This window comes from Carboxydothermus pertinax (assembly GCF_001950255.1).
Lineage (GTDB): Bacteria > Bacillota > Z-2901 > Carboxydothermales > Carboxydothermaceae > Carboxydothermus > Carboxydothermus pertinax.
In genome coordinates this window covers 1-20,022 of record NZ_BDJK01000055.1, presented here as the reverse complement: position 1 = coordinate 20,022, position 20,022 = coordinate 1, and the positions used below count along the sequence as shown (strand labels likewise).

The following is a 20,022-nucleotide window of genomic DNA, read 5'->3' as shown; positions in this document are numbered from 1 at the left end:
CCTTTTCTTTTTAATATTTAACTATTAAGTCCAAAACCGTTACGGTAAACATTAAAATACTTATTACCATATTGACGTTATTAAACGCGATATTTATTTTTGTTAAATCATCAGGCTTTACCAGCCAGTGTTCATAAATTAAAAGAAGGGAAACTATTAAAAGCCCACCAAAGTAAAAATACCTGAGTCCAAAGCTAATCCCTGCAATTAAAAACGCTATTATAGTTAAAAAGTGAAAAAAACGTGCAATTTTTAATGCTTTGTCTTTACCAAACCGGGCAGGAATTGAATAAAGGCCATGCTTTTTATCAAACTCGGCATCCTGCAGGGCATAAATTATATCAAAACCAGCCACCCAAAAAAGCACCCCGGCAGCCAGAAAATAAGCCGCCGTCGGTATAACCCCTGAAATCCCCACAAAGCTTCCAAGGGGAGCAAAGGATAAGGCAAGTCCCAGAACTAAGTGAGAGGCCCAGGTAAATCTTTTGGTATAAGAATAAATCACCAAAACAAATAACGCAAGGGGCAGAAGTTTAAGAGCCAGAGGTTTTAGGTTGGAAGCTGCCCAGAAAAAAAGGGCAAGGGAAAGAATAGTGTAAAAATATACCTCCGATACTTTTAAGAGCCCCTGAGGAAGCGCCCGGGTTTTGGTTCGAGGATTTAAGGCATCAATTTGCCGGTCAATAATCCGGTTTAAACTCATCGCGGCAGTCCTTGCTCCGACCATGGCTAAGGTTATAAAGATAAAATCCCGTAGTTTAGGCACTCCTCCAGCCGCCAGAAAGGCTCCTAGATAAGCATAAGGTAGAGCAAAAACGGTATGTTCAAATTTAATCATTTCCAGAAAGATCTTAAGTTTAGTCAAGGCCCAGGTCACTCCACTTCCGGTCCACTAAAGCTTTTATTTCCGGGTCCATCTCTATATCATCCGGCCAGGGGCGGGTATGACCCTCCGATGGCCATTTCTTGGTAGCATCAATGCCAAGCTTTGAGCCGTAATTGGGTAGGGGCGAGGCATGGTCTAAAATATCCAGCGGACCCTCCACTATCATTAAATCCCGTTTAGCGTCAATATTGTTAAATACTTTCCACATCACTTCGGAAAGGTTTTGCACATTTACCTGTTCATCCACGACAATAATCATTTTGGTAAACATCATCTGCCCCAGCCCCCAAAGGGCATTCATTACTTTTCGGGCATGGCCAGGGTAGCGCTTTTTAATGGAAACTATCGCACAGTTGTGAAATACCCCTTCCAAAGGAAGATTGAGGTCGACAATCTCCGGCAAAACTAATTTTAAAAAGGGTAGGAAAATCCGCTCCGTGGCTTTTGCCATATAGCAATCTTCCATAGGTGGCTTTCCGACAACGGTCGCCGGATAAATGGGATTTTTTCTGTGAGTAATAGCCGTTACATGGAATACCGGATAATAATCGGTTAAGCTGTAGTACCCGGTATGATCCCCAAAAGGACCTTCTAAACGCAGCTCATCGGGGTCAACATACCCTTCAATGATTATTTCCGCATGAGCTGGTACTTCTAAATCCACCGTTTCCGCTTTTACTAACTCTACTGGCTCTTTTCTAATAAAACCGGCAAAAAGGAATTCATCAATGGATGGAGGCAGAGGAGCAGTCGCCGCATAAATTGTGGCTGGATCGCCTCCTAAAGCTACCGCCACTTCTAAGGGCTTACCCAGACGTTTAGCCTTTTGGTAAAAGTGGGCCGCATCTTTGTGCATGTGCCAGTGCATCCCGGTGGTTTTCCCATCATATACTTGCATCCGATACATACCTACATTCCTTCTCCCGGTCTCCGGGTCCTTGGTTATAACTAATGGTAAAGTAATAAAACGCCCACCATCTTGCGGCCAGCATTTTAATACCGGAAGTTTATTTAAATCGGGGTTATCTTTGATAATAACTTCTTTCACCGGACCGCTTTTTACTATTTTCGGTGAAAAATTTGAAAGCTTGGCAAGCTTGGGAAGCATTTTTAGTTTTTCAAACATGGTAACCGGGATATCCTCGGGGTTTAAAATACTCAAAAATTCTTCCCCAATATCATCAAAGCGCTCTACTCCTAGCGCTAGTTTCATTCTTTCATAAGAACCAAAAGCATTCATCAGGACAGGCATTTCATAGCCCGGAACATTTTCAAATAAAAGCGCCGGGCCGTAGGCTTTAGAAACCCGGTCGGTAATTTCTGTAATTTCTAATTCTGGCGATACCGGCGCTTTAATTCTTTTTAGCTCGCCACGCTTTTCTAATTCTGCGATAAATTCTCGAAGATCGCGAAACGCCATTAATTACTCCCTCCTAACAATGACTCTAATTTTTCTTTTTTTATATTCTTACTTTCAACTCTAATTTGGTTTTGTTCCCACATGGACCGCTACAATTCCACCAGTTAACTCATAGCATTTAACATCTACCAGGCCTAAATCCTCAAACATTTTCTTAATAACCTGCTGGTGGGGGAAATTTTTTACCGAGTTGGGTAAATATGAGTAAGGGCCTTCCACCCCCACCCCCAGTTTCCCTAAAAACGGAACCAATTTGTCAAAATAAAACCAGTACAACTGTTTAAACACTGGAAGCGTGGGGTGAGCAAGCTCTAAATTTACTACCCGGCCTCCTGGTTTTACTACCCTTTTCATTTCTAAAATCGTTTTTTCAATATCCGGAACGTTCCTTAAAGCAAAGCCAATGGTAGCTGCATCAAAACTATTATCCGGAAAAGGTAAATTCAGGGCATTGCCATGAACTAATTTTATAACTTTTTCATAGGAGGTTCTGGTAATATTTTTCCGGGCAACTTTTAGCATATTTTCGTTAAAATCAAGCCCAATTACTTCTCCGGTCGGTCCCACCACCCGGGCCTGTTCAATGGCAAACATGCCGGTGCCGCAAGCCACATCTAACCCCCGTCCCCCCGGGGACAGGCCCGATACCTTAACAGCAAACCTTCTCCAGGCTTTATCCCGGTTAAAACTTAAAACGGTATTTAATAAGTCGTACCGGTGAGCAATAGAAGAAAAAATATTATAAACCAGTTCCTCTTTTGAAGTTTGGCGGGAATTGTTCAAGCTCTCTTACCCCTTCCTATATTAAATAATCCGCAAAAGAAAATTTAAAGGTACCGTTTTTTTGCAGTATTTCTTTTAATTTTGTCAAATCCCCTGTTTCTTGGTTATCCCAGCGGGCAAGAAAATCACCTACTTCCTCACCCAGTATCCTTAGCTCTTCTACTAAATCTTTGGGAAGCTGTGCTAAATCTCCCAAAAGAGCTAAACATTGTCCCATAAAATACCTTGCATCCTGGTAATTATTCCCCTCCCTAAGGCTTAAAAGAGCTGCTTCATTAATATCAAGAATAAGCTTTGATAAAGGGTTTAAATACTTTAAAAGGCCTGCCCGTGCCAGCTCTCGAAAAAAATTACCATACATATAGTCGCCTACCAATACCCGGTATTGAGTTTTTGTTCTCTCTTCCTGATACTCTTCCTCCAAAACCTGCCGGTGGATTTCATGGGCAAGATAGATATACGAAAAGATTTCGGCAATTTTTTTTAACTTAGCCTTTTCTATCCCCAGGCTTTGGCCAACCGCCAGCCAAAAGAGAAGCCTTCTTTTTAGAGTTTTCATCCCCTTAATTTCGGGTAATATTTCTTCATATTTTTCTACGTTATTTTTAAGTTTTTTCGTTATCAGTTCCAGGATATTGTTTACCATTTTTTGGATGTCATTTTCCAGGATAACTTCCATACTTAGGTCCTCCTCATGCAATGCACATTTATACTATTATTCTTTATTTTATCCTAATTTCCTCTTAAATTTTTAAAATTATTCTTTGCCTTTAAAAAATAAATAAGCCCTACACACCTCTTCCGGTATGTAAGGCTCGTTAACCGTGTTTGAAACACGTACTAATAAAAATCCCTCCTATAAATTGACGGCTTGGCTTTCGGCAAATTCTTCCACCATGACGCCTCGCTTCGTCTCCTTAGCCGTCATGTACTTTGCCCCAAATTCCTTTGCCAGGTAATTGGTAGCATCCCAGGGATCAACCGTATCCCCGCAGGTAAATACGTCAACAGCAGCATAGCCTAACTCAGGCCAGGTATGAATAGCAAGGTGGGATTCCGAAATAACCACCACACCGCTAACCCCTTGCGGGCTAAACTTGTGAAACGCAACCTCTCTAACTTCGGCACCAGCTTCTAAAGCACTTTTTACCATAATTTCTTCGACTCTTTTGACGTCATTTAAAACGTCAAACCCGCAGCCGTAAAGCTCGGCAATCACATGACGGCCTAATGCATTCATCGGCACTTCCTCCTTTAAAGAAAAAATTTTGTGGGAACTATGACCCCCTTTGTATACATGGGCTTGATTCAATCAAATTAAATTTTAGCACATAAATCCCTATTGTCAATAAAAATTTAAAGATTTTCTGGATTAATTTCTTTTAATTTGGGTTAATTCTCTGTTATCCTCAAAATTATATGAGAATTCATGGTTTTCCTAAGCCCTAACCTTATTATGTAAGCTTCCAATGCCGGAAATTTTTACTTCAATCCTATCGCCCGGCGCTAATTTACCAACACCGCTGGGCGTACCGGTTAAAATGACATCACCAGGCTTTAAGGTCATTACTTTAGAAATAAAGCTTACCAGATAGTAAGGGTGAAAGAGCATTTTAGAAGTATTGCTTTTCTGGCGAAGCTCACCGTTCTGCCAGGTCTCAATGTCGAGATTTCCGGGATCGACGTCGGTTACGATCCAGGGCCCTAAAGGGCAGAAAGTATCAAAGGATTTACCCCGCGTCCACTGCCCATCTTTACGCTGTAAATCTCTAGCGGTTACATCGTTGGCACAGGTATAGCCTAAAATGTATCCTGATGCAAGTTCCCGGGAAATATTTCGCCCCTCTTTTTTAATTACAAGGGCAAGCTCTCCTTCATAATCTACCCGTCTACTTTCCGGCGGTAAGATTATCTCGTCGCCGGGACCAATTACCGCCGTCGGGGGTTTTAAAAAGATTACCGGTTCTTCAGGAATTTCATTTTTAAATTCCGCTATATGATCTTGATAATTTAAGCCTACACAAATAATTTTTGCAGGCTCAACCGGTGAAAGTAACTTTACCTTTTCTAAAGCTATTTCCTCCCCCGTTGGAATTACCTCACTAAAAATACCACCAGCCAATACTTCTACTTTGTTATTATCCCTTATCCTGACAAACTTTTTTTGGCCATTGACCAAAGCTCTTCCTAAAATCACTGATTTCCCTCCTTCATAAATAGTAATACTTGATATAAAAGCGGTAAAACGCTGTAATTCATCGTTGTAGCCGCTGCCACAATTCCAGAATCGTTAAAAATAAGCGCAGCCACACTTGCCACTAAAATCGCTATTTGCCCTTTATAAAAAATTGGCATTTTTTCCTTTATTGTATTCATATAGCCCAGAGGCCGGTAAAAGGAAAAAGCTAAAGCTATTAAACTAGTTAAAAATACCCGGCTCCAAATAGTATATCTTATTAATTTAATGTTCATGGCAACTTTGCGGGAAATAATATCCAAAGCCACCGAAACTCCTCCGGCCTTGACCTCTTTTAAAGCTCTAGCCACATGAGATTGCGCTCCGGAACTTAAAAACGCATCATAGGTATAAACTGCCGTCAAGCCTACCAGTACCGCTATCAGCAAAATCAAAACATTTTTAAGGTTAAAGCGAATATTTAATAGCAAGGCCAGAAAAACCACAAATCCAAACAAAGCGGTTAATGCTCCACCAAAATTAGCACCATAAGAAGGGGATGAAATTAAAAAATAGACGGCTAGAAAAACAATCGGGTATAAGGTATATGCTTTCTTTTTAAGTCGCTCCCCATAATGGCTTGCTAGATATAACGTCACCCCCACTAAAACCCCCATATATTCATTACCAATTCCGTAATACCGGGCCCCGGCCATAGGATCATATCCCAGTACCGAGCGTCGTATTAACTCCTGGTGGTTTAAAAGGTCAAAAATTAGCGAAAGAAAGGTTAAAATTCCAATCGCAGCAAAACTATCTATTCCCCAGAATTTATTTAAAAGTTTGGCAAGACAGGTAAAGGCTATATTTAATAACAACGCAATTACAAAGTTAACAGTAAGATTCGAAGTGTAAAAAAGAGAAAGCCATAAAAAAGATAATGGCACAGTAAATAAAAACAAAAGAATAGTTCCTAAACCTTTAATCTTTTTAAAATATATACTATATAGACCATACAAAAGGGCCATAATTAAGACGGTAATATAACTTTTAACCAGAGGAGGCCGTAAGGCATAAGTATTTAATATTTGCCCATGATAATCTCTTAAGAACTTAAGCGCCTCCGGTACTTTAATCCCCTGGAATGGGCGTCCATAAACTTCCACCGGAGGATTTATTCCATAAAAAGTTAAGATACCGGCAGTAAGATCTAGGTTAGTAATTAAGCCAGGTCTTTTGGTAGTTCCTGAGGTTAAAAGTCCCGGAGTAACCTCTTTGCCCCAGACTACAATATAACCTAAATAATCTTTATTGGCTACCATCAGAGACCCCGGATAGGGAGAAAAAACTATTAATCGATCTTTTTGAGGGTCAAGCTTTAAAATTAACTTTCCCAAAAAAGCATCGAGTTCTTCAAATACCTTAGTTTTTTGTCTTTTTACATCCCGGTCAAAAAGTAAATTTTGAAAATACTCAAGCCGCGCCAAATCGCCCGTTTCAATTACCACTAAATCCGCTTTGGCCCAGTTATTACTAATAAAAGAGAAGATTTTTTCGTAATCGCTTCTAACTCCTCCAGGAAAGTCTGGATCTTTTTTTAAAACCTCCCGGCTTACCAGCCCTAAAGGAGTTATGCCAGTTTTGTCCATGGTAAGAAGAGTAATTTCCCGGTGATATTCCTGCCCGGTATCGGCATTACCTATCACCATTATGTTTATCCCTAGTTTTTTTAACTCTTCCCCTAAAAGCCCAATTTTAAAAGGATATTTTAAGGCCCTGCTTTCCCGCTCCGCTTCCACCGCCCCGAAATTTACTACCGCTTGGGGAGCTGGTTCTTTCCCTAAAAAAGAGCGGTATAACGAAAAGGCCTTTTGCTCTTCATAATATTCGTCCGAGTTAAAAGCAAGCCCCCCGGTAGCAGTTCCTCGCACATGGGCACCACTTCCAATAGTAAGATAAGCATTTATACTATTCTGGCTTCCCCCCGTATTATTATTTAAAAGAGCCTGACTACCCTCCTGTAACAGCCGACCAAAATTGGGATATCGGCTTAACTCTTCCAAATCCGAAAAAGGTAGTCCATCTAAAGATATTAAAAAAAGTTTACCAGAACTTGTGGCAAAAGCAAAATTTTGGCTAAAGATTAATGCTAAAAATAAAACTAAAGCAAAGACCTGTTTTTTCACTTCAGTAACCCCCTGTAAATTTCTTCGGTTTTCAAAGTCATCGTAACTACGTTGTATTTTTCATTAATAGTTTTGTAAGCCTTTTCTCCCAGCATATACCGTAAATTAGCATTTAACAGAAGTTTTAAGAGAGCATCTTTTAACGCAATAACATCTTTGGCAGAGACTAATATACCATTTTCCCCGGAAATTACCACTTCCGGAATACCGCCAACACCGGTAGCTATAACTGGAAGTTTGCAGCTCATTGCTTCTAAAAGGGTTAAAGGCAGCCCTTCGGAAAGGGATGGTAAGACAAAAATATCAATCTCCTGGTAAAATTTTAAAGGATTAGTTACATATCCTGGAAAATCAACTAAATTACTAAGTCCAAGTTTTTTCGACTCGGCCAATAACTCTTCTTTTAAAGGACCATCGCCCCCAACAATCGCCCGAAACAAAACCCCTTCGGCTTTTAACAAAGAAAGGGCTTCTAAAAGGTAATTCAATCCTTTTTGAGGAGCAAAACGAGCTAAAGTACCAATAATTGGAGGTTTATGCTCTTTTCTTTCTTTCAGGGAATAAACTTCCACTCCATTAGGAATTACCGCAATTTTCTTTTCTGCAACCCCATGCCTTAAAATTAACTCCTGTTTTAAATTTTCACTTACTGCAATAACCTGGTGGGTCAAGTTTTTGGTTAAAAATCGTTCTAAAGCTGAAGCAATTTTTCTTTTAAGAGCGGAAACATTTTCGTGCCAGATCGAATTATGTACTGTATAAATAACTTTAACATTGGCCAAAAAAGCAGCAATTCTTCCCGCTAACGCTGCTTTAAAGCCGTGACAATGGACTATTTGATACTTTTCTTTCTTTATTATTTTATATAATAAGTATGTTGCCTTTAAGTCCCCTTTTAAAGAAATCCCCGCCGGTATAGGTACCGGATAATACAAAACACCCAACTCTTTCAATATCTTTTGGTCTTCAAAAGAAAGCTCTCCAGCAAAGCCAAAAGAAAAATCAGTACTTTTATTTATTAATAAAGACAAAATATGCTTTTTAATTCCCCCAGCGGAAGGTCGCATCACATGTAAAATTTTATTCTGCAAGTTCATCACCCTTTTTAGTAATGGCCCTAAGCCTTTCGGGTAAAGAAGAATACCTTTTTTCCTCCTGTAGATTTAAGACTGCCTGTCTTACGGCCGATGGAGCACCAATAATAACTAAAATTTTCTTGGCCCGGGTTACCGCGGTATACAGGAGATTTCGTTTTAAAAGGGGATAATGCTGGTTATGTAAAACCAGCACTACCACCGGATATTCCATTCCTTGAGCTTTATGAACAGTAGTAGCATAGGATAAGGTAATTTCTTCTAAATCTGCTTTATGATATTTAATGTTTCTTCCGTCGAAAGACACGATAACCTCTTCCTCATCCCCGGACTTGATAATTTTTTTAATAAATCCGGTCTCCCCGTTAAATACCCCGTCAACACCCCGCTCATAATTATTTTTTATTTGCATTACCTTATCATTAACTTTAAAGGAAGTGCCTAAAAATCTAACCTCCTGTTTTTCATCTCCGTTAAAAAGCTTTTGGAGAAGAACATTTAAGTTTTCTACCCCTAAAGTACCTTTACGCATCGGGGTCAAGACAGTAATTTCTTCGGGAGAAAAATTATAATTTTCCCAAAGCCTTTTTAGGGCTTTTAAAAGAAAGTCAATTATTTTCTCGGTACTGGTAGCTTTTATAAAAAATACATCATCCACCTCTTTTGCAAAAAGCAGTTGTTCAAGTCCCGGCCAGTCACCCGCTAAAATCCGATGGGCTGCATCAATAATCCCTGCATCTTCTCCCTGGCGAAAAACAGTTTTTAAGCTAATTCTTGGAATTTCATCCACTGCTAAAAGGTCTTTTAATAACTGGCCCGGTCCCACCGGGGGCAACTGGTCCGGATCCCCCACCAATACCAGGCGACTGCCTGGGCTTATGGCTTCAAATAAGGCTGCCGCCAAAGGTAAATCCAACATGGAAACTTCATCAACAATAATTAAATCGTAAGGTAGCGGCTCATACTTATTATACCGAAACAATATTTCCCCAGACCTGGTTTCTCCCTCCGGCCCTAGCAGTCGGTGGATCGTGGCAGCAGGCATCCCTGTGCTCTCTGAAAGTCTTTTTGCTGCCCTGCCGGTAGGAGCCGCCAATGCAATTTTACCCAGAGGATAAAACATCTGGTATAGCTCTATTAAACCTTTGATTACAGTAGTTTTTCCTGTACCCGGTCCCCCGGTAAGAATACACAGTTTTTTTCCCGCTAAGCTTAGGGATAAAGCCTCTTTTTGCAGGGGGTCATAAGATATCCCTAGCTTTTTCTCGATTGAAGCTAATTTATTTTTAATGTTATACCCGTTATCAGTAGCTGTTAAAAGAAAGGCTACCTTCCGGGCAACAGTTTTCTCGGCCTCATAAAGTTTTTTCAAATAAAGCCGTCCTTGTTCTAGACATAGCTCCCCCGTTTTTAAGAGTGTCATAAGACCTTCCTCAAGGGCACCAAAATTTGGGCTTTCCCCTAAAACCTGTAGCGCTTCCTGATACGCTTCTTCCACAGGCAAATAAACGTGCCCCTGCTCTTGAGCCTGTTTTAAAGTAAAAACAATGGCTGCCATAATCCGGTAGAGATGGTCCGGTGGAAAATCCATGTTTTGGGCAAGCCTGTCAAAAGGCCCAAAGGGAAACCCAAAAAGCTCGTGAATTGGTTTATAGGGATTTTCCTTTAAGTGGTCAATTAAACCCTCCCGGTAGTATTTAATTAAAGTTTTTATCTGGTACGGCTCAAGGTTTAAAGGTGCTAAAAGGTTAAAAGCTTCTTCAAAAAGATACTCTTCCTTTACCTTTTGATATAAACTTTCGGCTTTTTCAAAATTAATTCCTTTTATTTCCGTTAACCGCGAAAAATCCTGCAAAATAATCTTCAGAGAATCCATTCCAAATTTAGTAACAATTTTAGCTGCAGTTTTCTCGCCAATTCCTTTGACACCAAGATTAGATAAGTAAAGGATTAACCGTTCAGGAGTATTTGGTCTTTCTTTTTCGTAATATTTTACCTGAAACTGTAAGCCATAATTGGGATTATTAACAAACTGCCCTGTGACCAGGTAGCGTTCCCGTACCCGGCAGTTAATTATTTCTCCTAAAATATGAATAATCTCCCCCTGCCGGTCCCCTTCTAAAATCCGGGCCCCGGCAATGACAAAATTTTCCCGGGAATACTTAATATAGATTACTTCGACTTTTAGATTTTCTTCCAAAGAAACCTTTGCCATAAGGTTTTCCCTTCATTGTTTGTGTTTTAGATAATTTTACTATAATTTTAAAAAAGAAAAAACCCCGGCCTTAAGCCGGAGTTTTTTAGCCAAGAATGGCTTTTAAATCTTCATCGGGGGTAGTGATAAGCTTTAGCCCAAACTTTTCGTTTAAGATAGCCAATAAGTTGGGCGTTAAGAAGGCTGGAGCAGTCGGACCAATCCGAATGTTCTTAACTCCAAGGTAGAGTAGTGATAAGAGAATTGCCACCGCTTTTTGTTCAAACCAAGAAAGAATTAAGCTAAGCGGTAAATCATTTACTCCTACCTTAAAGGCTTCGGCCAGGGCTAAGGCAATCTTCACCGCGGAGTAGGAGTTGTTACATTGACCGATATCTAAGAGGCGGGGAATACCGGTGCCTTCAATTTCGCCAAAGTCCTTATGAATGAAGCGGTATTTACCACAAGCTAAAGTTAAGATAATCGAATCCTTTGGTACTTTATCGGCAATTTCGTTGTAGTAGTTGCGGGTAGTTTTTGCCCCATCACAGCCGCCAATTAAGAAGAAGTGTTTAATTTTACCGGTTTTTACCCCATCAATGATAGTATCGGCTAAGCTTAAAACCGCATTGTGATGGAAGCCAGTCATAATATAGCCGCCCTCAACTTCTTCCGCCGGAGGAAGCTCTAAAGCTTTCTTAATTACTTCCGAGAAGTCGCGGTTTTCGATATGTTTTACTCCGGGAAGGTGGGCTATACCGCAAGTAAACATCCGGTCTTTATAGGAATCCTTGGGAATTAAGACACAGTTAGTGGTACCTAAAATTACCCCCGGGAATTCTTCAAACTCTTTCTTCTGGTTCTGCCAGGCAGTACCGTAGTTACCTACTAAATGGGGGAATTTCTTTAATTCAGGATAAGCATGGGCCGGCAGCATTTCTCCATGGGTGTAAACATTGATGCCGGTGCCTTCGGTTTGTTTTAAAAGTTCATATAAGTCTAATAAATCGTGACCGGTCACCAAGATTGCCGGGCCTTTTTTAAGTCCGGTGTAAACTTTGGTTGGTACAGGATTGCCAAACCGTTCGGTATGGGCTTTATCTAAGAGCTCCATAATCCGAAGGTTCATTTCCCCGGCTTTTAATACCATCTGCAGGTGATGGTCTAAGTCAAAATCCACGTTCGTTAAAGTGGTAAAAAGGGCTTCATGCATAAAGGCATCTACTTCCGGATCATGAGCCCCTAATTCCCGGGCATGATAAGCGTAAGCTGCAATCCCTTTTAAGCCAAATATAAGTAAGTCTTGAAGTGCTGCAAGATCTTCATTTTTGCCGCAAACTCCAACGGGACCAACACAGCCTTTCCCTTGAGCCGTTTGCTCACACTGATAACAAAACATGCAAAAACCCCTCCTATGATATTGTTTTTGCCCTAAGGCTACTTTCATTTTACCGGGAGGGGTAGAGAAAAACTGTTAAATTCGTCACAGTTTTGGCATGAAATTTCTTAAATTAAGTGGATTACTTGGGCATAAAAAACCAATTTATTTTAAATTTTCCGGATTTAAACCGGCAAGCTCGGACAAAACAAATACCCCATCTTTTCTAATTAATATATCATCAAAGTAAATTTCCCCACCGCCATATTCGGGAGTCTGAATTAAGACAAGATCCCAGTGCACCGCCGATTTATTGCCGTTAAAAGCTTCGTCGTAACTGGAACCAGGGGTAAAGTGGATGCTCCCCATAATTTTTTCATCAAATAAAATATCTTTCATTGGTTTAGTGATGTAAGGATTTACTCCTAGGGCAAACTCTCCAAAATACCTTGCCCCTGCATCGGTATCTAATATTTTGTTTAGCTTTTCGGTATTGTTAGCGGTAGCTTCAATGATTTTTCCATCTTTTACCATAAGTTTGACATTTTCAAAGGTATATCCCTGATATACCGAAGGTGTATTGTAGGTGATAACACCGTTAACTGAATCTTTAACCGGTGCTGTATAAATCTCTCCGTCGGGAATATTCCGGTGGCCGTCACATTTTACCGCTGGAATCCCTTTTATGGAAAAAGTAATGTCGGTTCCGGGAGCGGTTATCCTTACTTTGTCAGTCCGGCTCATTAAGTCAATTAAAGCATCCATTGCCTTAGACATTTTGCTATAATCCAAGTTACAGACATTAAAATAAAAATCAGTAAAAGCCTCTAAACTCATTCCGGCCAGCTGAGCCATTGAGGAGTTGGGATAGCGAAGTACCACCCATTTTGTTTTCGGTACCCGCACCTCTCCGTGTACGGGGTGCCACCAGTCCCGCATGTAAGCAGTCATTTTTTCTTCTGGGACATCGGAAAGCTCGGCAATATTATCCCCGGCCCGAATTCCTATGTACGCATCCATTTGCTCCATTACTGCTTTTTCCATTTCCCGGTTAATCCTGATAACTTCTTCATCGGCTCCCAAAAGGATTTCCCGCAGGAGCTCTTGATTTTTTAATAATACAACCGGTTTAGCCCCGACTTTATAAGCTTCCCGCACCAAAGCTTTGGTCAGGGGAAGCTCCGGGCCAATATTTTCAATTAAAATTTTCTCCCCCGGTCTTAAGGAAGTTGAATAGTGGACTAAGTTTTGGGCAAGTTTAATAAATCGCGGATCCATTTTTCTACCTCCTTTTTGGTATTCTCTTTTTATCTTAGGCTTTTTTTCCTAAAAAAACAAGAAAAGCCCGGACTATAATTCCCGGTAAGCACAGGGACCGGTAGCACATTTTCCGCAAATTTCCACGGGAAAACTATCTTTAAATACTTCCCCGCATTGAACGCACCAGGCATAACAGCGCTGGCGGTCAAAAGCAGTATTATCGTCTTTTAACGCTCCTACCGGGCAAATATCCAAACAATAAGTACAGCCCTTCTCCCGGTCACATTGAAGATAAGGGGTCAGGGTTTTATTGGCGGGAAGCTCCAGATCCGTGACAAAACTTGCAAAACGGCCCCCTGAACCAAGGGGAGTGATTAAAAGGTTATTCAGGCCAAAAGTACCAAGCCCGGCAATATACGCTACATGTTTATGGGACCAAATAGCTTTTAAGATTTTTTTATCAAACTGATAGGTCGGCATCAACCCCTCGGCATTATACCCTAAAGTTTGAAGCTCTTCTTTAATTTTTGTAATAATCCGCCAGAGAAGTTTATTGGTTTTAACATAAGCTTTGGCCCAGAGCTCGGAAGGATATAAGCCTTCTTTGTTGCTTTCAATGATCTCCCGGGTATAGGGAAGAAAAATAGCCACCGCCGTTTTCGCCCCCGGTAAAAGATCCTGGGGCATTAAATGTTCCGGATTGGCGACTTCCTTTAGTTTTAAAAAAAGAGGATTTTGGCAAGAAGCGTAACCAATTAAGGGCGAACGGTAGTAAAAAGTGCTCTCTTCTTCGGCTAATACTTCATTCTTAACTATTTTCTCTATTAAATCTTTCACCAATTTCCCCTCCATTTTAAAGTTTTTGTAAATTTTATAAAGATTTTTTCATAAAGCTTTTTAAAGTCCATAAAATAATTTAAAATAAAAAGAAAAAATCTTATAGGGAGAAATCATGAATTTACTGTGGGATTTATTTTTTCACTTAGACCAGCATTTAGACCTACTGCTTCAGCGATTTGGCTTTGAAGCGTACTTAATATTGTTTTTTATCATCTTTGCGGAAACGGGTTTTGTTGTAACCCCTTTTTTACCAGGCGATTCCCTTTTATTTGCTACCGGAGCTTTAGCTGCTACCGGAAGCTTAAATATCATTATTTTAATAATATTATTCATTACCGCCGCAATTACCGGCAATACAATTAATTATTTTATCGCCCGGTCTATTGGTTTAAAAATTCTTACCAAAAATCAGCGGATTATCAAAAAAGAACATCTGCAAAAAACCGAAAACTTTTACGCTAAATATGGTCCTATTACCATTATTCTTGCCCGGTTTGTTCCAATCGTCCGGACTTTTGCTCCTTTCGTTGCCGGCATTGGGCGGATGAATTTAGCTAAGTTCTGGTTTTACAACTTCATCGGAGCTTTTTCGTGGGTAGTATTGATTACTTTAACCGGCTACTTTTTCGGCAACATTCCGGTAGTAAAAAATAATTTTTCCCTGGTAGTTTTAGGAATAATTTTTGTATCCCTCCTACCTGCGTTTATTGGTTTATTTAAGCGCCGCAACTAATCACCTTTAGGCCCTAATTTTAAAAGCTGGCAGGTAGCCATACATCAATCAGCACAATTTAATCCGCTGAAATATTCCCGGGCGGATTTATGCCGTTCAGGGTTACGGTATCATAACCTTCAAGGTAAAGCCAGCCGGTTTTTACCTTTTTCATTTTTCAAAAGGCACCAGTGCTCATCATCGGATATAAGAATCCTTATCCACCGGTAGTCCTTTAGAGCGATTAATATAATCGGAAAAATCAAACAGCCTTTGCCGTAAATCCTCTCTAAACACTTCAAAATGTGTTTACACAACTCCAAAATCTTATATTTTATTATATTTTATAAATTTTTACAACATTTAGCAATGTGTTTCTGGTAAAAATTTAAAGCCCCTGACCTTAAGGAAAGACCAGGGGCTTTATATATCGAGCTATCTATGCTAAACCGTTTAACAGTTCGCAGGCTCTAACAGTATGCTTGCACAGCACCGCCGTCGTTACCGAACCCACTCCACCGGGAACCGGGGTAATCTTGTCAACAATCGGCTCTACTTTGTCAAAATCAACGTCGCCACAGTACTTACCCGGGTTGTCCGGATCCTCGTTAATCCCTACGTCAATTACCACCATCCCGGGCTTGACATAGTTTTCTTTAACCATCTTGGCCCGGCCCACCGCCGCCACCAAAATATCCGCTTCCCGGCATACTTCCGGTAGATTCTTGGTGCGGGAATGGCAGATGGTGACGGTAGCATTTTCCCGCAGAAGAAGAATAGCCGCCGGTTTGCCCACCACCAGAGAACGACCAAGGACAACCGCTCTCTTACCCTCCAAAGGTATGTTGTAATATTTAAGTATTTCCATGACCGCCGTAGGCGTACAGGGCGGAAAGCCGGTAGGGTCATCGGCAAAAACTTTCCCTGCACTGCCAAGAGTCAAGGAATCAACATCCTTTTCCACAGGAATCAAGGAGCGGATTTTCCGCTCGTTTAAATGTTTGGGCAACGGGCTAAACATGAGAATACCGTGAATATCCTTCCTTGCTCCAATTTCGGTAATCGCTTTTTCAAAGGACTCCTGATCGATATCCTGGGGATATTCAAACACCTCGTATTCCATGCCGACGGATTCACAGGTTTTCTTGGCTCCGCCCTCATAGTAGAGGTCATCGGGCCGGGCTCCAACCCGGACAATGCCAAGTTTCGGCACAATCCCTTTAGCCTTTAAATCGGCTACTTTTCCTTTCAACTCTTCTTTAATTGCATCGGCAACCGGTTTTCCGGTAAGTCTTTCTGCCATTTTTTTCTCCCCCTCATAATCAATTTCTTCCAAAATTAAAATTTATTTTTTAATTTTATTAATAACTAACTCTAAAGTCTCATCGGCAATTTTGCTACCTTCATTTAGTAACTGCTCCATTTCCGCTTTAGTTTTATTAACAAATTCCTGATCCTTGATGGTGTTAAGGTTAATAATAACATTGAGCATGCCGCTAATAAGGGCCGATTTAAGGAATACCACCCCACAGCCTACATCAGAAATGGCCAGTTTGGAGCCAATCTGCCCCATGCGCTGGTGGATTTTAATCCCTTCAAAAGCTTTGCGCATAATTTCCATAGGTACCGAGCAGGCATCCTTGGAACACTTCTCTAAGGTTTCTTCTTTGATTTTTTTCTGCTCTTCCGTTTCTGCCGGAAGACCATAGGCTTTGGATAGAGGCTCAAATACTTCGGCATCTTTGTCAACCAGGCTCTTTAGCTCTTCAATAATTTGGCTTCCCCGGGCGATAAGTTCCTTTACTTCGTCCTCCACATCGGCGTACTTCTTTTTGCCCACCGTTAAGTTCCCCACCATGTTGGAAAGTGCCATACCAATCGCTCCACCGAGAGCAGCCGCTCCACCACCGCCGGGTACAGGAGCTTTAGAAGCTAAAGCTTCTAAAAATTCGTTACAGGTTTTGTCTAACATAGACATAAATAAATACCTCCTTAAAACTTTTTATTTTTCTGCCTTTAAGAGATACCTAACCACCAAACTATCTACCGCTTCCTCCCCCCTTAACTATTGGCTTAATTTTCTTAAAATGTATTTCTTTTGAATATTTGTAATCTTTCCAAAATATAATTTAAACCGTTCCCCTTTTCCCGGAGTTCCATCGGTAACAGTGTTTTATTTCGGCAGGTTTTCTTTTTTTCCTGCCCAATCGGTCATAAAAAACCTTAATGTTTGCCAATAGTTTTATCGTTAAAACAAAAACCCACCCGGTTTACCGGATGGGCTTACTTGACGTGCAATTGATTGAGCCCACGCTTTTGAGCTGTTTAAACCACAATAGCTTGTATAATTATTTCAATCACAATACAGTAGGTTAATGCATAAGTTGATTGTTGTCTGTAGCGCAGGGGCAAGGTTTTTCGTTATCCTGGTGATGGGAAAATCAAACCCGAAATTATTTGGAATATTTTTGAAAATTTTTATTTAATACCACTAAAATTCTGGTATAATAAAAAAGGAAATCTGGTGGTTTATTCTTTCACTTTAATTACAGGTGATTTAGATGAAAAGGAATTTGAATGATATTAAAGGGCAAATTGAAGAATTAAAAAAATACTGCGAACAAAATAAAAACATTTTAGCATTATATATATTTGGATCTTATGGCACCGAGCTTGAACGTATTACCAGCGATATTGATTTAGCAATGTTATTCAGAAATAGCCCTTCACTTTTTGAAGAACTCGAGATTGAATCTGACATCAGCCAGATTTTCGGACGGGATAACATTGATCTTGTCAACTTAAACAAAGCTCCATTAGATATTTGTCATCAAGTATTATATACAGGAGACCTTTTATATTGTACTGATGAAATAGCCCTTGCAGACTTTAAGGAGAAAGTTTTTAATACCTACGGAGATTATGGAATTACATTAAAAAAATTTTATGATGATTATATGAAAGGACTGAGAGATAAATATGCCTGAAATTGATAAAAAAAGGGTTCTTGATAAAATCCGAGTAATTGAAAACAGCTTATCCAAATTAAAAACCCTTGCTCAGCTCCCGATAAATGAATTTTTATCTGATTTCAAATACTTTGATTCCGCAAAATACAATCTTCAAACTGCTATTGAGGCTATGATCGATATAGGTAACCATATTATATCTCGAAGGGAACTTGGAGTTCCAAGAACTTACAGCGATACTTTTGAAATTTTATATAAAGGTGGAATATTAACAAAAAAAGACGCCGACATATATAAGCTAATGTCTAAATTTCGAAATCGCATAGTTCATTTCTATGATGAAGTTGATGACATCGAAGTTTACAGAATCTTACAGAGCAATCTTGGAGATTTTGATTCATTTATCCTGCAGATAAACAAATTGTTAAATTAATTTTCATCCCCGGAAGCCCGCATCCTCCACTATTTCACCGTTAATGCCGTTTAAGGCAACGGTATGTACTTTGGCAAGCATTTATCTTCTCCTTTTGATATTTTTGTTTCTTATTCGGCATATTTCCTAAAATTCCTCTAAAAAGAAAAAAGCCTGCTTGAAAAAGCAGGGTACAAGGTTTCAAGGACTAAAAGTTTAACGAATAATTAAATTGGTAAATTTTATTTTAAAAGTATTTCCTTCAGACAAATTATTTTTTATAATATCTGTCAATCGCCCAAACAAATTCTTCCCAACTAAAATTTGCTTGATCAGGAAATTTTGCTCTCTTAACTTTAACAGCAAAATCATCCAATTTTTCTATTTGTTTTTTATCCACAACCAACCCTTTCAATTCTGTACCTGCTACATTAGCAAAAGTAATTGAAGTATTACGTAAATCTTCCACTAAAATAGGTAACTGCGATTTATTTATTAAATCACTAGTTTTTGGTTCTAATAAGGGATTTAAATCTAATATATTTCTTGCTCTTAATTCTGCATCTTTTAGAACAAAAGAAATCATGAATAAGTAATTAATATCTTTCCAATTCTTTTCATCGGCTTTATCAAGAAATTCCACTAACCCATTTAAATCACCTGAAAGCATTTTGGCATAACCAATCGCAAGATATGATGGATAATCATTTTTAGTTAAACTTCTTATATTTGAGGAATACTCACTTAAGTGCGAATTTTTAATCCATAAGTTAATATTAGCAATTATTGATAAAATTAGTATACATATAATTATAAAAATAAATAGCTTATTTTGCAAATTTATTAATCCTCCTGCATATTTTTTAATTAATTGTATGATGTACTCCAGCATAATTAGTCCACCAGAACCATGGAAGTGAACCAACGTATGCTATAGCATATTGAATCTTTGATTGAGGCCATAGCTTAAAAGAATTATTATTAGTTGTTCGAATATCAAAGGAAAAATAAACTTCAGCACTAGAACCAGTTTTGTTGTTAGTGTAAATATCTGCATTATTATATGTGTAGGTTTTTGGCAAATTTATCTTGGTGCTTGTAGCAGTAAAAATTTTATATGCATCATTGCTCCCAAGACCACCTGATGAAATTTTTGCTGTAAAATTATTAGCATATGCTTGAATTATATTATTTGGTACACCTAAATAATCTAAAATATCCCATATAATTAATGGTACTGAAGTAGATGAAGATGAATCTGATGGATTCATGCCCATTATAAATAAATAACTATTACGTGAATCATCACTACACAATCTAATTTGAGCACCATTTATCCAACAAGTATAGCCTAATGTTGCAGGAAAAATTTCTTCAACGTTTTCAAGTCTCGCCCATGCTCTTACACGTTCCACACCTAATACCCAACCATTATACAAATTTTTGTTTGCCGAAGCACTCACAACATTCATTTCTTTTCCCATATTACTTCCACCTAAAAATGTTCCGTATGACCGTCCTTTATCATAAAGCTGATCCGCTAAAATTTTTGTAGGCATGAAAATAACAGAAATCAATAATAGTAATATGAAAAATCTTCTTCTTAACATATTTAATCCTCCTCGTATAATGATTTTAGAAATAATCTTTAAACGGTAATAAAAACCGTTTAGATTTTATAAAAATTGTTCTTTGAAAACTGGAAATTAGAC

General features: G+C 39.2%; 19 protein-coding genes. 3 read left to right on the top strand and 16 right to left on the bottom strand.

Going from position 1 to position 20,022, the window contains the following annotated elements:
• Positions 1 to 10: 10 nt before the first annotated feature.
• The 12 genes from cpu_RS10050 to cpu_RS09995 form a co-directional block, all read right to left on the bottom strand.
• Positions 11 to 865 carry a UbiA-like polyprenyltransferase gene (locus cpu_RS10050; protein WP_075859860.1) on the bottom strand — a complete coding sequence of 285 codons (855 nt, stop codon included), beginning with the start codon at positions 863 to 865 and terminating at the stop codon, positions 11 to 13.
• Complete coding sequence (locus cpu_RS10045) at positions 858 to 2,306, bottom strand: menaquinone biosynthesis decarboxylase (protein WP_075859859.1); 1,449 nt, start codon at positions 2,304 to 2,306, stop codon at positions 858 to 860. The genes cpu_RS10050 and cpu_RS10045 overlap by 8 nt, the downstream gene beginning before the upstream one ends.
• Positions 2,307 to 2,366: 60 nt before the next feature.
• Positions 2,367 to 3,089 (bottom strand): demethylmenaquinone methyltransferase, encoded by a 723-nt coding sequence (locus tag cpu_RS10040; protein ID WP_075859858.1) that lies wholly within the window; start codon positions 3,087 to 3,089, stop codon positions 2,367 to 2,369.
• Positions 3,090 to 3,105: 16 nt separating this feature from the next.
• Positions 3,106 to 3,768 (bottom strand): hypothetical protein, encoded by a 663-nt coding sequence (locus cpu_RS10035; protein ID WP_075859857.1) that lies wholly within the window; start codon positions 3,766 to 3,768, stop codon positions 3,106 to 3,108.
• A gap of 177 nt (positions 3,769 to 3,945) precedes the next feature.
• A complete protein-coding gene (gene speD / locus cpu_RS10030) occupies positions 3,946 to 4,329 on the bottom strand; it encodes an adenosylmethionine decarboxylase (protein WP_075859856.1) in 384 nt (127 codons plus the stop codon).
• Between the two features lie 198 nt (positions 4,330 to 4,527).
• Complete coding sequence (locus tag cpu_RS10025) at positions 4,528 to 5,286, bottom strand: fumarylacetoacetate hydrolase family protein (protein WP_077177302.1); 759 nt, start codon at positions 5,284 to 5,286, stop codon at positions 4,528 to 4,530.
• Complete coding sequence (locus tag cpu_RS10020; RefSeq protein WP_075859855.1) at positions 5,283 to 7,451, bottom strand: hypothetical protein; 2,169 nt, start codon at positions 7,449 to 7,451, stop codon at positions 5,283 to 5,285. The genes cpu_RS10025 and cpu_RS10020 overlap by 4 nt, the downstream gene beginning before the upstream one ends.
• A complete protein-coding gene (locus cpu_RS10015; RefSeq protein WP_159433999.1) occupies positions 7,448 to 8,542 on the bottom strand; it encodes a glycosyltransferase family 4 protein in 1,095 nt (364 codons plus the stop codon). Before cpu_RS10015 ends, cpu_RS10020 begins: the two co-directional genes overlap by 4 nt.
• A complete protein-coding gene (gene recD2 / locus cpu_RS10010; RefSeq protein WP_075859853.1) occupies positions 8,532 to 10,760 on the bottom strand; it encodes an SF1B family DNA helicase RecD2 in 2,229 nt (742 codons plus the stop codon). The genes cpu_RS10015 and recD2 overlap by 11 nt, the downstream gene beginning before the upstream one ends.
• A gap of 85 nt (positions 10,761 to 10,845) precedes the next feature.
• Positions 10,846 to 12,138 (bottom strand): hydroxylamine reductase, encoded by a 1,293-nt coding sequence (gene hcp / locus cpu_RS10005; protein ID WP_075859852.1) that lies wholly within the window; start codon positions 12,136 to 12,138, stop codon positions 10,846 to 10,848.
• A gap of 144 nt (positions 12,139 to 12,282) precedes the next feature.
• Positions 12,283 to 13,395 carry an aminopeptidase gene (locus cpu_RS10000; protein ID WP_075859851.1) on the bottom strand — a complete coding sequence of 371 codons (1,113 nt, stop codon included), beginning with the start codon at positions 13,393 to 13,395 and terminating at the stop codon, positions 12,283 to 12,285.
• Positions 13,396 to 13,467: 72 nt separating this feature from the next.
• A complete protein-coding gene (locus cpu_RS09995; protein ID WP_077177301.1) occupies positions 13,468 to 14,214 on the bottom strand; it encodes an epoxyqueuosine reductase in 747 nt (248 codons plus the stop codon).
• Between the two features lie 115 nt (positions 14,215 to 14,329).
• Here cpu_RS09995 and cpu_RS09990 point away from each other — a divergent pair, with 115 nt between their 5' ends.
• On the top strand, positions 14,330 to 14,950 hold the full coding sequence (locus tag cpu_RS09990) for a VTT domain-containing protein (RefSeq protein WP_075859849.1): 621 nt from the start codon (positions 14,330 to 14,332) through the stop codon (positions 14,948 to 14,950).
• 418 nt (positions 14,951 to 15,368) lie between these two features.
• Here the strand turns inward: cpu_RS09990 and cpu_RS09985 are convergent, their stop codons facing one another.
• Entirely contained in the window at positions 15,369 to 16,232 is an 864-nt protein-coding gene (locus tag cpu_RS09985; protein ID WP_075859848.1) for a bifunctional 5,10-methylenetetrahydrofolate dehydrogenase/5,10-methenyltetrahydrofolate cyclohydrolase, read from the bottom strand.
• Between the two features lie 42 nt (positions 16,233 to 16,274).
• Complete coding sequence (locus tag cpu_RS09980; RefSeq protein WP_075859847.1) at positions 16,275 to 16,907, bottom strand: cyclodeaminase/cyclohydrolase family protein; 633 nt, start codon at positions 16,905 to 16,907, stop codon at positions 16,275 to 16,277.
• Positions 16,908 to 17,490: 583 nt separating this feature from the next.
• Here cpu_RS09980 and mntA point away from each other — a divergent pair.
• Positions 17,491 to 17,916 carry a type VII toxin-antitoxin system MntA family adenylyltransferase antitoxin gene (gene mntA / locus cpu_RS09975; RefSeq protein ID WP_075859846.1) on the top strand — a complete coding sequence of 142 codons (426 nt, stop codon included), beginning with the start codon at positions 17,491 to 17,493 and terminating at the stop codon, positions 17,914 to 17,916.
• A complete protein-coding gene (hepT, locus tag cpu_RS09970) occupies positions 17,909 to 18,331 on the top strand; it encodes a type VII toxin-antitoxin system HepT family RNase toxin (protein ID WP_075859845.1) in 423 nt (140 codons plus the stop codon). The genes mntA and hepT overlap by 8 nt, the downstream gene beginning before the upstream one ends.
• A gap of 250 nt (positions 18,332 to 18,581) precedes the next feature.
• Here hepT and cpu_RS09965 read toward each other — a convergent pair whose 3' ends face one another.
• Together cpu_RS09965 and cpu_RS09960 are read right to left on the bottom strand one after the other, a co-directional pair.
• Complete coding sequence (locus cpu_RS09965) at positions 18,582 to 19,202, bottom strand: hypothetical protein (RefSeq protein ID WP_075859844.1); 621 nt, start codon at positions 19,200 to 19,202, stop codon at positions 18,582 to 18,584.
• On the bottom strand, positions 19,174 to 19,920 hold the full coding sequence (locus tag cpu_RS09960) for a hypothetical protein (protein WP_075859843.1): 747 nt from the start codon (positions 19,918 to 19,920) through the stop codon (positions 19,174 to 19,176). The genes cpu_RS09965 and cpu_RS09960 overlap by 29 nt, the downstream gene beginning before the upstream one ends.
• Positions 19,921 to 20,022: the final 102 nt, after the last annotated feature.